Here is a 14,491-nt window from a genome sequence, read left to right as displayed (position 1 = left end):
GCAGGGGCGCAGAGATGTGCAGGGAGGGTAAGGAGTGGGGGCGGGACGGAACCTTCTCTGGTCAGCTCAAATGCTTCTCGAAGAAAACCCGGTTGAAGCCATCTTCCGTGCGGCGACCAACCTCGATGTAGCCAAGGCGAGGATAGATCGAGAGGTTGTCTGTCATTTTTTCGTTCGTGTAGAGACGCACGGATCCAAGACCCAGACGCCGCGCTTCATCTTCGCAGAACCGAACCAGCGATTTCCCGATTCCTCGGCCCGTCGCCGCAGGCTGCACGGCGACATTTTCAAGCAGCATGTGGTTTTCTTCGGGATAGAACACGATGAAGCCTTGCAGGTCATTTCCCTCGCCGACCGCCACATAGGCCTGACCAGCAGCAATTTGCGATCCATAATCAGCAAGCATGGGCGCAGGCTTACGCCCGATCACGGTGACATATTGCGAATAGGCGCTTTCGGCACATGCCCGAATGGCGGCCTCATCGTTCTTCACTGCTTTCCGGATCATCCCTCATCTCCCCGCGCCATTTCCTCAAGGGGGAAACATATATGTTCTGCGACCGGAACCGACGCAACGGGAGAGTACCGACACGAGCGCTTTCGCTTTTCTTTGAACCGCGAAACCGCTCAACTTATTGAGTGACCGCATTTTCTTCACGCGAACCGGTACTCACTTCGCTCGAAATGCTCAAGATCGCGCTGTGGAGCGCGCTGGCTGGTACAGTGAGGGGACGTCTGCATCGATCTGGTCCCGGCGATGCGGCTTGCAGGCTCAGGACCCAGATCGATCAAGCGCGCGGGACCGATTTCACTGCTTCGCGCCTTGGGCGACAGTCTTTTCCACCAGTGGGCAGCCGCCTTCACTCATCGGGCGGAAGGCTTCTTCTGCGGGGATGGTCGAGAGAACGTTATAGACGTCCCACTCTTCCTTGGAGTCTGACGGCTTCTTGACCTCAAACAGATAGAGCGGATGCAGTTTGCGCCCGTCCGGCCGGATGGTGCCGTGCCCGAACAGGGGATCATCGGTTGGGATTTCCTTCATCTTGGCCACCACGGCCGCCCCGCTATCCTTGCTTTTCAGCGCTTCAACGGCCTTGAGATAATGAATGATGCTCGAATAGACACCCGCCTGGATCTGGGTGGGCATCTTGCCATTGTTCCGTGCGGCAAAGCGGCGGGACCATTCCCGCGTGTCGTCGTTCAGGTTCCAGTAGAAGGCGCCCGTCAGCACGAGGCCCTGTGCCGTCTCAAGGCCCAGAGCCTTGATATCCGTGACCATGAGCAGCATGGCCGCAAGCGTCTGGCCGCCTGGCACGATGCCGAACTCGGCTGCCTGCTTGATGCTGTTCACGGCATCGGCCCCTGAATTGGCGAGGCCTACGATCTTGGCGCCGGAACTCTGCGCCTGCAGGAGGAAAGAGGAAAAATCCGACGTGACGAAAGGATGCCGCGCCGCGCCGAGCACCCTGCCACCGCCGGCCTCGATCACTTTCGTCGCCTCGGCTTCCAGCATGTGTCCGAAGGTATAGTCGGCCGTGAGGAAGAACCATTCCTTGCCACCGCGGCGGACGACCTCACGGGCTGTCCCATTGGCGAGGGACCACGTGTCATAGACCCAGTGGACGGTATTGGGCGAGCATTGCGCGCCGGTAAGATCCTGCACGGCGGGTCCCGTGGCCAGCAGAACCTTGTTCTTTTCGCGTGTAACCTGATGAACCGCCAATGCCACCGAAGATGTCGGCACATCCACGATCACATCGACGCCGTTTTGATCATACCACTGCCGGGCCATGGCGGCGCCGATGTCTGGCTTGTTCTGGTGATCTCCCGAGATAATCTCGACCTTGAGATCCTTGTGGTCGGCAGTGAAATCTTCGACCGCCATCTCGGCGGCGCGGACCGATCCCTCGCCGGCCATGTCGGCGAAGGTGCCGCCACGATCGTTCATAACGCCGATCTTTACGCTGATTTGCGCCTGCCCAGGACTTGCGAACAGGGTGACGGCAAGCGCCATCCCCAACATAGCCAACCGCATCGTTCCCTCCAGTTCTCGTGTTTTTGCGCCCGGTCTCATTGCCAGGCGTGATTGCCTGCTAAATCGTCCTCCCTCCATCGACGGGGATGATGGCGCCGGTGATAAATGACGATCTGTCATCGGCGAGATAAAGGCAGGTATTGGCCACATCTTCCGGCTCGCACAGGCGGCCCAGAGGGATTGTGGCAATGATGGAATCGCGACCTTCAGCAGTGCGTGTGCCGCCGAGGAGTGAGTCTAGCATACCCGTCGGCGCGGTCACTGGTGCGATGCCGTTCACGCGGATGCGGTCAGGGGCAAGCTCGATTGCCATCGATTTGGTGATCGCATGGACCGCGCCCTTGGTGCCGTTATACCAGGTGACGCCGGGCCGCGGCCTGATCGCGCCGGTGCTGCCGAGATTGATGATGCAACCACCGCGCCCCTGCTCGCGGAACAGCGGGACGGCCGCGCGCGCCATGCAGTAGTGCGATTTGACATTGGCCATGCAGTAGTGCGATTTGACATTGGTGGCGAACAGACGATCGAAAGTCTCCTCATCGACATCCGTCAATGATGCCTTCGTGTTGAGAATGCCCGCGTTGTTGACGACAATATCGAGGCCACCAAAATGCCTGCGTGCGCATTCGACCATCGCTGCCACATCTTGCAGCGATGCCACATCGCCTGTGCAGGCTATCGCCCGTTCTCCCAATTCGGATGCGATCAGGTGCGCCCCCTCTTCGTTGCGATCGGCGATGACGACAAACGCGCCCTCGCGAATGAAGGCGGTGGCGATCGCCCGGCCGAAGCCGCTGGCCGCGCCGGTCACAATGGCCGATTTGCCCTGCAGCCGCATTTGCTTCCTCCCTCTTGGGGCTAGAGCTTTTCCGCTCTAACTTCTTGCTTGGTCGCATTTTCTTCACGCGAACCGGTTTCTACTTCGCTCGAAAATGCTCTAGCGGATCGTCGAGACGCGTTTCGAAATGGACCATCCGCCATCCACCGCGAGCACCTGCCCGGTGATGTATTTGGCATCCTGCGAGCACAGAAAAGCTACGGCCGCCGCAACCTCGTCGGCATCACCCGCGCGTCCCAGCGGCGTGCTCGAGAGGAATGTGTCGTAGAACCACTTGTTCTGCGTTTGGCGCTCCTCGGTATGAGCCGGCGTCATGATCAAGCCGGGCGCAACCGCATTGATCCGGATGCCGTTCTCGCCGAATTCCGTCGCCATCTGCCTCGTTAGACCGATGAGCGCCGCCTTCGCTGCGGAATAGGTGGCAGCCCCCAGAAAGCCCATCAGCCCAAAGACGGACGAGACATTGACGATGGCGCCGCCGGTCGCCGCGTTCTGGCTGACGAATTCACGCGAGAAGCGAAAGGTCACGCGAAAATTCATGTTCATGTAGTGGTCGAGCTCATCATCGCTCGTCACCGCCACGGATTTAGGATTGCCAAGCCCGACATTGTTGACCAGGCCATCTATGCGGCCGAAGCGCTCTCTAGCCTCAGCCATGACGCGCTTCGGGGCATCGGGAGCGGTCGCGTCCTGTTCGAAAGCCAGGATGCGGCCTTCCGATGAGGCAAGGCGCGCAGTTTCCGCGACGGCTCCGGCATTGCGGTCGACGGCAAGGACAGAGGATCCTTCTTCGGCCAGACGCAAAGCGCAGGCCCGGCCGATCCCTGATCCAGCTCCAGTTACGACAAAGGCAGCTCCCGACAAGCCTCGCATCTTATCCCCCCAATCAACATTGTTGTCGTTTCATCCGTTCAGGCACCAATGCCACTCGCCATGCGGTGTTCTTCACGGCGCGCGGGCTCGACACGCGATTTCGTCAGTGCGCCGAGTGGACCAAGTTCCTTCTCGATGCCGGGCACGACATCCGTAATGAAACGCTCCAGTGAGCGCATGGCCTTTCGGTGCGGGTAATCGCCGACCTGAAAGTAAAGGGCGATGTGATCGACGCCAGTGCGCCGGATTTCCTCGACACCGCGGGCGATGCACGTTTCAACATCGCCAATCATCTGGCTGGCGAGGATTTGCTCCATGGTCTGCTCGTTGGGGAACGGCTTGTCGCCCAGCATCATCGTACCGGCCTGAACCTCCTCGCGGCGGCGCAAAGAGGTTGCGACACGCAATTGCCAGCGTGCGTTCTCGGCATAATTTTCCGCTTCGCGCGGATCATCTGTCACGCAGCAATAGCGGAGCAGCCCCCAGCGGAGATCCTCGGGCCGCTTTCCCGCATCGACCATGACCTGCTCGAGAATGGGCCGCTGCGCGGCGACTTCATCGATCGAGTAGAAGCGGCCATTGACGATCATGGGAAAGCCGCGCTGGGCCGCATAATGGTGGACCTCGGGCGCATGTCCTGCGACCCAGATCTGAGGCAGCCCGCGATGGGGGCGCGATGCAATATGGGTCTTCGGCAGGGCATAGGCCGCGCCGTCATGCTCGACGAACTCTTCCGTCAAACCGCGTTCGATGATCTCCATATAGTCGGCGAAGATCTGTTTGGACGCGCCGAGATCTGCACCGAACCGCTCGAATTCATAGGGTTGATAACCGGTTCCGACGCCGACAATGAGGCGACCTTCCGATAGGGCATCGAGCATCGCGATCTCGGCGGCAACCCGCACCGGCGAATAAAGCGGAATGACGAGAATGCCGGTGGCGAGCTTGATGCGTCGAGTCTGGGGAATGCAATAAGCCGCCATCATCAGCGGCGAGGGGCAAATGCCGTAGTTCGAGAAATGATGCTCAGCGAACCAAGAAATGCCGAGCCCGCCTTGATCGGCAAGCCTGGTCAAAGCGACGGCGTCTTCAAGTATCTCGCGCGTGGACGTGCCTTGGCTGCGGTAGCCCATCAAATTGAAAATACCGAAATCCATGATTCCTCCCGACTGCACCCTCGAACGGGTCTGCGCGACGGCACGGGCCTTGTTGCTGGGTCGATGGCGAGGCCAGCTGGTCTGCTTAATAGTTCTATATGGAACCATAACGCGGTCCGTATACGGCATCAAGGGGCTTCCATCGAAGCCGTGGAACCTATGGTTTCGCGGTTAGAGTTGCCGATGTATAGGCCGCAGGACCCCGCTGATACGTAACGTCGGGGAAGAATATGGCTCGAGCAAAGTCAGGTCGACTGAGCGGAGTTCGGCAATTCAGCCGACGTCATTTCGTGTTGAGAGACCGCCAAGCACAAGTCAATAGATACGCGCCCATTTCACCGTCTCGTGGATCATCTTGGACAAAAGCCGATCCAGTGTCTCCATCTCCGCAGGATCGAGCGCGCTCAGCATTTTCCGCTCGCTGGCGACAAATTCCTCCTCAACATCCTTGAAAATGCGAAATCCCTCCGGTGTAAGATCCAGGATTTTCCGGCGCTTATCGCGAACATCGGCTGTTCTCACGATGAGCTTGCGCGAGAGCAGCACTGTGAGTGCACGGCTTATACTGTTCTTTGGGCGACCGGTTATCTCGCAAATATCGGTGGCGGTCAGTCCACTTGTCTGGCCAAGACAAAACAGCGCTGCGCCTTCGGACTCGTTCAGGAGGTATTGCTTTTCGAAGTACTTGTACGGCCGGCCTTTATACCAGTTCGTCAATACGGCTATGCGATAGCCGTGCTTCACCCGGCTTCGTTCAAGGACCTCGATATGGCGCAAGCTCGGCATGTCGTTGAATCGCCCCTGTTTGTGAATCCGCGCTCAGACTTCCGCGAAGACTGCAGTCGTGATAAGTTCCATGTGGTACTATCATGTGCGACAGTCAGAACGCTGTTGCTATTGAGGTCAGCTAAATGCTGGCGCGATAGCCGCTCGTCAAGCCTGCCAAACGCGGCCCAAGCCGCGAACGATAGAACACGAACCGCATAACCCGGCGGAACGGTATGGGAGGAAACCTTGCGACTGCGGATTTGGGCGAGCATTCTCGCCATCATCTCCATACATGGTGTGGCGATCGCTGATGATGCTGCAAAGGCGCCGATCAGAATCGGCGTGATGAATGATATGTCCGGACCCTATGCCGATACATCGGGGCCCGGCACCGTCGTGGCAGCCAAAATGGCGGTCGAGGATTATGGCGGAACGGCGCTGGGCAGACCTGTTGAAATTCTCGCTGCCGACCATCAGAACAAGCCCGATGTGGGCGCGCAAATCGTGGGCCGCTGGATCGACGAGCAGGGCGTGCTCGCCATTGCCGATGTCAACACCTCATCGGTGGCGCTCGCCGTCCAGAACATCACGCGCGACAAGCAGCGGGTGTTCCTCATTTCAGGCGCCGCTTCGGAGGATCTTACGGGCAAGAATTGCTCGCCATTCAGCATTCACACGGCCGACGATACGCGGGCCCTCTCGGCCGGCACCACCAAGGCTGTGCTGGATAGCGGCGCGAAAAACTGGTTCTTCATCACGGCGGACTATACGTTCGGCCATGTGATGGAAGCCGCAAGCTCGCGGATCATCGAGGCCAATGGAGGGAAGATCGTCGGCGGTGTGCGCCATCCCCAGGGATCAAGCGACTTTTCCTCCTATCTACTGGCCGCGCAGACCTCAGGTGCGGAGGCCATCGGTCTTGCCAATGCGGGGGACGACACCACCAACGCCATCAAACAGGCGGTCGAGTTCGGATTGCCCCAGGGCGGGCAGCAGCTCGTGGGGCAGATCATGTTCATCTCCCATATCCATTCGCTCGGCCTGCCCACCGCGCAAGGCCTGCTGCTGACCGAAAGCTTCTATTGGGATATGAACGAGGCGACACGCCAATGGTCGGCGCAGTTCGAAAAGCGCTTTGGGCGCAAGCCGACCCGCGAGCACGCGGCGACCTACGCGACCATCATCCACTACCTCAAGGCCATCGATGCCGCAAAGACGACGGACGCGGCCAAAGTCGTGGCCCAGATGAAGGCGATGCCCATGGACTATTTCGGGCAAGACGCACATATCCGCGCCGATGGTCGCGCCATCTACGGCCTCACTCTTTTCCAGGTGAAATCTCCCGAGGACTCAAAAGGCCCATGGGACTACTACAAGCCGGTGAGAACGCTGGCAGGCAAGGACGCGTTCGTCTCAGAAGCCGAGAGCGCCTGCCCCTTGCTGAAGCACGCCAACTGAGCAGCGTTCTTCTCAGCGTGCGGTGGCATCGAGATGGTGAAGGCGCGGCTCGATCCGGTTCTCATCCAGCGCCAAGGTCGCGATGGTCACGGGCAAGCTGAACCGTCGCGGCCCACAGCTTCCGGGATTGAGATAGAGCACGCCGTCGATGGTTTCGATCCGCGGCCGATGGGAATGGCCAGAGACGATGACATCAATGCCGGATGATCGCGGATCGTCCCTCAGCGTCTTGAGGTCGTGCAGGACGTAGAAACAGCGCCCACCCAGGTTCACCATTTGGCTGTCCGGATAGATTTGCGCCCAGATGGCGGTATCGATATTGCCTCTGATTGCCGTGACGGGCGCGATCCGGCGAAGCGCCTCAATGATTTCCGGTCGACCGATATCACCGGCATGGATGATATGATCCACGCCGGCGAGAGCGTCGTTCACCTGCGGCCGGAGGAGGCCGTGGGTGTCCGATAGGATTCCGACCTTCAGCATCGCGCCAGTGTCGCTCAATTCCCCGCGATGGACCAGTGCTGCACCAAGGCTGGTAAGGCGCAGCGCGAGCAAGCGCGCTTGAAGGCGGCGGATCTCATAGGATTTGTAGGAATAGGGGCTCCCGCCTTTGTGTATTGAGTTGAATGGCGAGGGGACAGGACGCGTATACGATCGCCAGAGTTTGGCAGTCAATGCGCAGTATCCGGGCGGTTGGCGCGCAGTCGGTTCGCAGAATGTGGATGTTCCGCCTAACACCCAATCATGCAGGAAGAGAGCGGGAATGAAATTCTCTCTATCCCTCCATATGGAGCGCTTCAGTCCCGACAAGGACATGGCGGAGGTCAAAAGAAACCTCCTCACCCTGGTGAGAATGGCCGACGAGGGCGGGTTTCATACGCTGTGGGCTCCGGAGCATCATACGATCGAATTCATGATCGCCCCCAACCCGTTCACGCTACTCACCTGGTGGGGCGATAACACGGAGCGCGTTCGGCTGGGCACCGCGACCATCGTCGCGCCCTACTGGAATCCGCTAAGGCTTGCTGGTGAAGCTGCTCTTTGCGATCACCTGACCAATGGACGCCTCGAACTGGGGATTGCCCGCGGGGCATTCCAGTATGAGTTCGACCGCTTGGCCGGCGGCCTGCCTCAGCAGCAGGGCGGCGCCTATATGCGCGAGCTGGTGCCGGCGGTGAAGGAATTGTGGAAAGGCAATTACGAGCATAAGGGCAAGATCTGGAGCTTTCCGAGCTCTACCTCCGTGCCCAGGCCTGTGCAGCAGCCTCACCCGCCGATCTGGATCGCGGCGCGCGATCCCGACACCTACGACTGGGCCTTCAAGGTGGGCGCCAACATCATGGCGACGCCACTCTCCTCGCCCATGTCCGAAGTCATCAATCTCGCGAACAAGTTCCGCAAGGCCATGGCCGATAATCCCGGCGTGCCGCGGCCGAAATTCCTGATGCTGCGGCGGGCTTGTGTTTACGAGCGAGACGAGGATTGGGAGATCCCGGTCAAGCTCTCGATCGATTACGGCAGAAGCTTCGAGAACCTGTTCCACAATATCGGAACGGTCGATTACGGATTTCCCGAGAAGGTGTCGTATGACACGGTCGTCAATCGTGCCAATTACGACCCGCAGGTGGTCCGAGAGGCGATGCTGTTCGGCACGCCTGACCAGGTGATCGAGAAGCTCGCGGCCTATGAGGCGGCGGGGGTCGACGAGATGGTTCTGGCCATATGCTTCAACACACCCTTCGAGATGCAGAAGAAGACGATCGAATTGTTCGTCCGTGAGGTCATGCCGGAATTCGCGCGTCGGTCGAAAACAACCGAAACGCCGCCAGCGGTACCGGCGTGATGCAACAGCCGCTGGCATGTGGGTGAGGCGGGATCCTGCGGCCAATTGGCGTTTATCGCCAGGGCACGCGCAGACTGAGCCGGAAGAACCGGCTGAACAAGCCGCATAAGCGGCGCCGAGAAAACGAAGTAAGGGAGAGGGATATGAGTGCTTTACGTAAATCATGGACAAGGCTGATCGCGGTTGCTGCGGCCGTCGCGCTGCTCGGCGCGCATGAGGCTGCACAGGCTGATGCGGCCAAGCCCGGCGAGGGCAAGACGATCAGGTACGCGCGATCCAACTCCCTGGGCGCGAGCTATATCCAGGATGAGATCGTCATCGCGGCCCTCGAGAAGCTCGGCTACGAAGTAAAGATGACCACACTCGTCGCCCCGGCATTCTATGCGGCGGCGTCAGAGGGTGGCATGGATCTCATCACCAGCATCAACTGGCCACAGAACCAGGTGCCTTACGAGCAGGTCAAAGACAAGCTCGCGCTCATTAACCAGGGTTCGATCATCGGCGGCGGCATCAACGGCTACCTGATCGACAAGAAGACAGCCGAAGCGCACAACATCACCAATTTCGAACAGCTCAAAGACCCCAAGCTTGCGGCCTTGTTCGACACCAATGGTGACGGAAAGGCGGATCTCAACAATTGCGATCCCGGCTGGAGCTGCGGCGACGTGGTCGAATATCAGGTCAAAGAGTATGGCCTCAGCGATACGGTGCGCTCGGTGCGCGCCAAGTATGAGGTGATCATGGCCGAGACCTTCGCGCGAGCCGCACGGGGCGAGCCAGTGCTCTTCTATACCTGGAGCCCGTCATGGGTCGTGAACACCTTGCAGCCGGGGCGGGACGTGGTCTGGCTGCCGACCCCCTATGAAGCGCTGCCGACTGGGGTCGCAAGCCCCGGCTCGGCGCTGGTAAAGGACGTGGTCGGCTGTGCCGGGGGGCAGAATCCCTGCCGGATGACGATCGGCGCCTGGAACTATGTCTCGATCGGCAATCGTGAGTTCCTCGCTGAAAATCCGGCCGTGACCAAGTTTCTCGAGCAGCTCCGCTTTCCCCTGACCACATGGACGGAATGGGAGGGTGAGATCAAGGAGAGCACCGCCGATCAGCATATCAAGCAGGTGGCGGCCTCCTGGATCGCCGCCAATCAGCAGCAGTTTGACGAGTGGGTCAGCAACGCCACGAAATGATGTATAGGCTCGAGCGCTTCCAGCCGCGTGGCCGGAGGCGCTTGAACTGCCCGACAGCTCGAAGGCTTTCGCAGTTCCCGGAGACGCGAAACCGTTCTAAGTTGTTGGAGGTCCGCAGTCTTTCCGCGAATGCCGGGCCACTTTACTCAGACATGCTCAAGCTCCAGGAGACCCGATTTGAATTTGCCATGGCCTGTGCACCCCGACATGCGCGAATTGCTTGCCGCGAAGGCGGCAGTGCCCAAAGAGGCCGATCCGCAGACCCTTCGGGCGGGCTGGACGTCCTATGCCAATGCGCTTCAGCGCAGCTATCCGCCCGGGATGGAGGTGCGCGATCTGGAGCTCGATTGCGATGTGGCCGATGGACCGCGCAAAATAAGGGTGCGGCTCTACCGGTCGGCGGCGGCATCGGATGCGGCACCTTGCGTCGTCTATCTGCATGGAGGCGCATTCATCAAAGGCAATCTCGACAGTGGCGATCCGATCGCGTGGGGTATCGCCGATTATGTCGGCTGTGTTTCGTTCGGTGTGGAATATCGCCTCGCGCCGGAGCACCCTTTCCCGGCGGGCGTTGAGGATTGCTATGCGGTGGTCTCCTATATCTCCGCCCATGCTGCCGAGTTCGGCATCGATCCCGCCAAGCTGGCGGTCTGGGGAGACAGCGCCGGGGGTAATATGGCGGCGGCCTGCTGCCTCATGGCGCGCGACCGCGGCGGCCCCGCCATCGCCGCACAGGTCCTTGTCTATCCATGCTTGACCGACGAACTGACCTCGGAGTCCTACCGCACCTACGCGGAGGCGCCCGTGACGACAGCGTCTATCGATCGTGCGTGGAGCCTTTATCTCGGCGACCGGCGCCCGACCAACAATCCTTACGCCGCGCCGCTCAAGGCCACGGATCTGTCGAACCTGCCGCCTGCCCATGTGCATGAGGCGCAGATCGACTGCCTCGCAGATGACAGCGTGCAATATGCCGAGCGCCTGAAGGCCGCCGGCAACCGCGTGGTGCTTCGGCGGGCGAAGGACATGATCCATGGCTTCGTGCGCGCCCGGTTCAGCGGGCCAACCGCCGAGGCGGAATTTGACGCGCCCTGCAAATTTCTGCGAGAAATATTTGCTGGAGTGTAGAACTCAGAGGACATAATGACCCCTATCGCGGCTGACCGGCAGGTTTCCATGCCGGTCGCCGGTCGTCTGGAGCAAATTCGGGAGATCGCCGGCGCGGTCAACGCGACGAGCGATCTGCCCGCCATATTGGACCAGATTGTCTTCGCCACCTGTCATCACTCGATCTGGTGGACAAGTGGCATCATGGCGCTGAACAGATCCACCGGTTATTCCGAACTGGTCACGCGCTATGCGCCGCCCAGTGCGGTCTATGAGACGCTTCCAAAGCGGTGGTCGCTGGATACGAGCCCATCGAGGCTTGCGGTCGAGCGAAGGCAGCCGATCATCATCCATGATGCTCAGGAAACGACGGACTATCTGAGCTATCGTCGGGATGCAATTGCACGCGACTATCACACGGTCGTGGTTCTGTCTTTGAACGTGTCGGATGCGGAAGGACGCGATCTCGTCCTTGCGGTTCATTCCAAGAAGAAGATCGAGGTCACCAAAGAGGAGCTCGATTTCCTCTCGACCATCTCTCATTTGGCGGCGATCGCAGTCAACAAGGCCAAGCTGGTCAATGTGGAGCGTGCCTATAGCGCGCGCCTCAGAGGCGTGCTCGATCTCAGCGCGGGGCTGTTCCAGCGTGTGCTTGAAGATGGCCGCATGGATGCGATCGCTCCACTGATCGAGGCGGCCTTGCTACACCCGATCGCCGTGCTCGATTTCACGACCGATCGGGTTTACGCGGGTCGAGCTCCCGACAGCCTCAAAGTCACAGACAAGCAATGGGCAGAGCTTCTGCAAGCGGAAGCCTACGCGACCTTGCGCCATCAGGTGCTCTCTGCCGGTCCTTCCGGGTTCAATACGCCGTTCCCACTGCAGCTGGGCGCCGAGTGTGTGACTGCTCGCATGGAGGCGATCCGGATCGATGGCGAGACGGTCGGTGGCTTGGTCATCTTTCCAGTGGGGCGGGGGGTCAGCGATTTCGACATTCTCATCGCGCAGAACGCCAAGTTCGCCTTAAGCACGGTGCTCATCAGGAGTTATGTCGCCTCACGGCAGCTGTTTGCGGAGGTGGGGGATCTCCTGGAGCGGGCCGTGGATGGCAGAGGAACCCGTGAGCCGGCCTTCCAGGCGCGGGCGGGCCGCCTCGGCTGGGGCCTCACACAGGAATCGCAGCTGTTGCTCGTCTCTGCTCAGGATGAAAAGGTCGGGTTGGAGATCGGCGCAATCCGAAGTCTCGAGCGAGATCTGAAACGCATTCATCCCGACTTCATGATCGGGCCCATCAGGCAGCAGATCATCGTCAGCATTGCGAGCCAGAAATATACGCCGCGACTGAAGCAGGTTCTCGCCTCGGCCGTTGAAAAGATCGTGCGGTGGCAGACGGGTCATCCCGCCATCATCATCGAGGGGCCGAAGATTTCAGGGATCGAGGAGCTGTCCAAAGGCTTCAGCTCGTGCCTGCGGACCCTGGCGCTGGCCCGCATGTTCAAACGAACGGGGCTCATTCAGGAGGCGGATTTCGGCCCATACGCCCTGTTGATTTCGGCCCTGGATGATCATGCGGTGCCAGGCTTCGTGGCGCAGACCGTCGGCGCCATCAAGGCTTATGACCTGAAACATGGCACCGAGCTCTTGAGGACGTCCAACATCTTCATTGAACTGAATTGTCGTCATCAGAAGGCCGCCGAAGCGCTCGGCATTCACGTCTCGACGCTTCGCTATCGGATCGCGCGGGTGCAATCGGTGTTCGGTATCGACCTCAGATGTGCGGAAACCCGGTTCGCCCTGGGATTGGCCATGCGCCTGGATGGCATGGCGGGCGGGTCGTAACCGGCTCTCACCTCTTTTGCCTGGCGCGTCTTCTTGGCGTGTACCAGTGTCCACTTCTAAAGGGGCGCCCAGGAACCGAACGTGCCATTCCGGTAAAGCAGGGCCTCGTGCTGTCCTTGCTTGGGGACGTGCAGCACCTGGCCGACGAGAATGTTGTGGGTGCCTGCTTCATGACAGCGAATAAGCCCACATTCCAGCACGTGAAGCGCGTCGTCTAGCACCGGGACGCCGAATGCGCCATCGCGCCAGCATCCTTGACTGAACCTTTGCTCGCCGGCGGGCGCCTGACCGATACCGCCAAAGCAGCGGGCGAGTTCTATGTGGTTCTGGCTCAAGACATTCACGGCGAAACGCGTATTGGCCTGAATGGCCTTGCAGGTCGTGGTTTCGGCATTGAGGCAGACGAGAATCCGTGGCGGTGCCATCGACAGGGAGCAGACCGCGGTTGCGGTGAGGCCGCTGCGGTTGGGCGCGGTGCCTGTCGTAATCACACAGACGCTCGCAGGGAAATAGCGCATCGCCGAGCGAAAGTGTTCGGGGTCGCAGTGGTAGCCCTGGTCCGCGCTGCTCATTCTACCCTCGCCAAGCGCTTGGACCCCTGACGGAACTGGGCGATGAGGATCAGCCCGGCCACAAGGAGGGTCACCAAGATGAGGAGGGTCGAGATGGCGGCGATGGTGGGGCTGACCTGGTCGCGCAAGGAGGTGAACATCTTGCGCGTGAGAGTCGATGAGGGTCCGCGCGAGACGAACAGCGCGATCACGACTTCATCGAAGGATGTGACGAAGGCGAACAGGGCACCAGAAATCACCGATTGCCGGATTTGTGGCAGGGTGACCGTAAGAAAGGCCTTCAGACGGGAGGCACCGAGCGAGCGTGCCACAAGTTCCTGGGCCATGTCGTAGCGCTGCAGTCCGGCGCTCACCACCACGAAGACGAAGGGCAGGGCGAGCACGCTGTGGGCCAGCACAAGGCCGGTGAGCGTGTTGATGAGCGACAGCCGCGCATAGAGATAGAATACGCCGATCGCGACGATGATCACCGGGACGATCAGGGGCACCAGCAGCAGCGGCCGGATGGTCGTCGCGAGCCGGGACTGGGAGACATGCAGACCATAGGCGGCGGCCACGCCGAGCGGGGTTGCCACCAGGACCGTAAGCACGGCCGCCTTGATCGAAACCCAGGTGGCGCTCATCCATTCGGCGCTGGAGAAGAACGAGCGGTACCAGCGCAGGGAAAGCTCTGGGGGCGGAAACTCCAGAAACTCGCCCGGCGAGAATGAGATGGGGATCACGATCGCAATCGGCGCCAACAGGAAAATGCTGATGGCGATGCCAAAGGCATAGAGCCATAGGCGCTGGCGGTGCGAGACAGTCTGATCGTCCATGG

At 60.2% G+C, this 14,491-nt stretch carries 14 protein-coding genes; 5 read left to right on the top strand and 9 right to left on the bottom strand.

From position 1 onward, the window contains the following. Positions 1-61 precede the first annotated feature (61 nt). The 6 genes from RCF49_RS11390 to RCF49_RS11365 all read right to left on the bottom strand — a co-directional run bounded on the left by RCF49_RS11390 (position 62) and on the right by RCF49_RS11365 (position 5,689). Positions 62-508 (bottom strand): GNAT family N-acetyltransferase, encoded by a 447-nt coding sequence (locus tag RCF49_RS11390; protein WP_342640002.1) that lies wholly within the window; start codon positions 506-508, stop codon positions 62-64. Between the two features lie 300 nt (positions 509-808). Then, positions 809-2,035: an ABC transporter substrate-binding protein gene (locus RCF49_RS11385; RefSeq protein WP_342640001.1), complete on the bottom strand. Its 1,227-nt coding sequence runs from the start codon at positions 2,033-2,035 to the stop codon at positions 809-811. Between the two features lie 58 nt (positions 2,036-2,093). Further along, on the bottom strand, positions 2,094-2,873 hold the full coding sequence (locus tag RCF49_RS11380) for an SDR family oxidoreductase (RefSeq protein WP_342640000.1): 780 nt from the start codon (positions 2,871-2,873) through the stop codon (positions 2,094-2,096). A gap of 99 nt (positions 2,874-2,972) precedes the next feature. After that, on the bottom strand, positions 2,973-3,737 hold the full coding sequence (locus RCF49_RS11375) for an SDR family NAD(P)-dependent oxidoreductase (protein WP_342639999.1): 765 nt from the start codon (positions 3,735-3,737) through the stop codon (positions 2,973-2,975). A gap of 47 nt (positions 3,738-3,784) precedes the next feature. Further along, the gene (locus RCF49_RS11370; protein ID WP_342639998.1) at positions 3,785-4,903 is read right to left on the bottom strand and encodes an LLM class flavin-dependent oxidoreductase; all 1,119 of its coding nucleotides are present in this window, start codon (positions 4,901-4,903) and stop codon (positions 3,785-3,787) included. 315 nt (positions 4,904-5,218) lie between these two features. Next, complete coding sequence (locus tag RCF49_RS11365) at positions 5,219-5,689, bottom strand: MarR family winged helix-turn-helix transcriptional regulator (protein WP_342639997.1); 471 nt, start codon at positions 5,687-5,689, stop codon at positions 5,219-5,221. A gap of 228 nt (positions 5,690-5,917) precedes the next feature. Here RCF49_RS11365 and RCF49_RS11360 point away from each other — a divergent pair, with 228 nt between their 5' ends. Next, the gene (locus RCF49_RS11360; RefSeq protein WP_342639996.1) at positions 5,918-7,129 is read left to right on the top strand and encodes an ABC transporter substrate-binding protein; all 1,212 of its coding nucleotides are present in this window, start codon (positions 5,918-5,920) and stop codon (positions 7,127-7,129) included. Positions 7,130-7,141: 12 nt separating this feature from the next. Here the strand turns inward: RCF49_RS11360 and RCF49_RS11355 are convergent, their stop codons facing one another. Beyond that, entirely contained in the window at positions 7,142-7,612 is a 471-nt protein-coding gene (locus tag RCF49_RS11355; protein ID WP_342644185.1) for a metallophosphoesterase family protein, read from the bottom strand. 280 nt (positions 7,613-7,892) lie between these two features. Here RCF49_RS11355 and RCF49_RS11350 point away from each other — a divergent pair, with 280 nt between their 5' ends. The 4 genes from RCF49_RS11350 to RCF49_RS11335 all read left to right on the top strand — a co-directional run bounded on the left by RCF49_RS11350 (position 7,893) and on the right by RCF49_RS11335 (position 13,102). Then, positions 7,893-8,972, top strand: a complete 1,080-nt coding sequence (locus tag RCF49_RS11350; RefSeq protein WP_342639995.1) for an LLM class flavin-dependent oxidoreductase — start codon at positions 7,893-7,895, stop codon at positions 8,970-8,972. 143 nt (positions 8,973-9,115) lie between these two features. Continuing rightward, positions 9,116-10,156 (top strand): glycine betaine/L-proline ABC transporter substrate-binding protein ProX, encoded by a 1,041-nt coding sequence (gene proX, locus RCF49_RS11345; protein WP_342639994.1) that lies wholly within the window; start codon positions 9,116-9,118, stop codon positions 10,154-10,156. Between the two features lie 177 nt (positions 10,157-10,333). After that, positions 10,334-11,284, top strand: a complete 951-nt coding sequence (locus RCF49_RS11340; protein WP_342639993.1) for an alpha/beta hydrolase — start codon at positions 10,334-10,336, stop codon at positions 11,282-11,284. Positions 11,285-11,299: 15 nt separating this feature from the next. After that, the gene (locus RCF49_RS11335; protein WP_342639992.1) at positions 11,300-13,102 is read left to right on the top strand and encodes a helix-turn-helix domain-containing protein; all 1,803 of its coding nucleotides are present in this window, start codon (positions 11,300-11,302) and stop codon (positions 13,100-13,102) included. Between the two features lie 56 nt (positions 13,103-13,158). Here the strand turns inward: RCF49_RS11335 and RCF49_RS11330 are convergent, their stop codons facing one another. Both RCF49_RS11330 and RCF49_RS11325 read right to left on the bottom strand, forming a co-directional pair. Then, positions 13,159-13,674, bottom strand: a complete 516-nt coding sequence (locus RCF49_RS11330; protein WP_342639991.1) for a flavin reductase family protein — start codon at positions 13,672-13,674, stop codon at positions 13,159-13,161. Beyond that, positions 13,671-14,489: an ABC transporter permease gene (locus RCF49_RS11325; RefSeq protein WP_342639990.1), complete on the bottom strand. Its 819-nt coding sequence runs from the start codon at positions 14,487-14,489 to the stop codon at positions 13,671-13,673. The genes RCF49_RS11330 and RCF49_RS11325 overlap by 4 nt, the downstream gene beginning before the upstream one ends. Between the last annotated feature and the right edge of the window lie 2 nt (positions 14,490-14,491).

This window comes from Rhodoligotrophos sp. CJ14 (assembly GCF_038811545.1).
GTDB classification, from domain to species: domain Bacteria; phylum Pseudomonadota; class Alphaproteobacteria; order Rhizobiales; family Im1; genus Rhodoligotrophos; species Rhodoligotrophos ferricapiens.
The sequence above is the reverse complement of the archived record's forward strand: the minus strand, read 5'-3'. Positions and strand labels throughout refer to the sequence as shown.

What these genes read in the sequence shown, in the direction of transcription:
- RCF49_RS11365 (WP_342639997.1), bottom strand. Translation starts at nt 5,689, where the DNA reads ATGCCGAGCTTGCGCCATATCGAGGTCCTTGAACGAAGCCGGGTGAAG.
- RCF49_RS11370 (WP_342639998.1), bottom strand. Translation starts at nt 4,903, where the DNA reads ATGGATTTCGGTATTTTCAATTTGATGGGCTACCGCAGCCAAGGCACG.
- RCF49_RS11380 (WP_342640000.1), bottom strand. Translation starts at nt 2,873, where the DNA reads ATGCGGCTGCAGGGCAAATCGGCCATTGTGACCGGCGCGGCCAGCGGC.
- RCF49_RS11385 (WP_342640001.1), bottom strand. Translation starts at nt 2,035, where the DNA reads ATGCGGTTGGCTATGTTGGGGATGGCGCTTGCCGTCACCCTGTTCGCA.
- RCF49_RS11355 (WP_342644185.1), bottom strand. Translation starts at nt 7,612, where the DNA reads ATGCTGAAGGTCGGAATCCTATCGGACACCCACGGCCTCCTCCGGCCG.
- RCF49_RS11350 (WP_342639995.1), top strand. Translation starts at nt 7,893, where the DNA reads ATGAAATTCTCTCTATCCCTCCATATGGAGCGCTTCAGTCCCGACAAG.
- RCF49_RS11390 (WP_342640002.1), bottom strand. Translation starts at nt 508, where the DNA reads ATGATCCGGAAAGCAGTGAAGAACGATGAGGCCGCCATTCGGGCATGT.
- RCF49_RS11325 (WP_342639990.1), bottom strand. Translation starts at nt 14,489, where the DNA reads ATGGACGATCAGACTGTCTCGCACCGCCAGCGCCTATGGCTCTATGCC.
- RCF49_RS11330 (WP_342639991.1), bottom strand. Translation starts at nt 13,674, where the DNA reads ATGAGCAGCGCGGACCAGGGCTACCACTGCGACCCCGAACACTTTCGC.
- RCF49_RS11335 (WP_342639992.1), top strand. Translation starts at nt 11,300, where the DNA reads ATGACCCCTATCGCGGCTGACCGGCAGGTTTCCATGCCGGTCGCCGGT.
- proX (WP_342639994.1), top strand. Translation starts at nt 9,116, where the DNA reads ATGAGTGCTTTACGTAAATCATGGACAAGGCTGATCGCGGTTGCTGCG.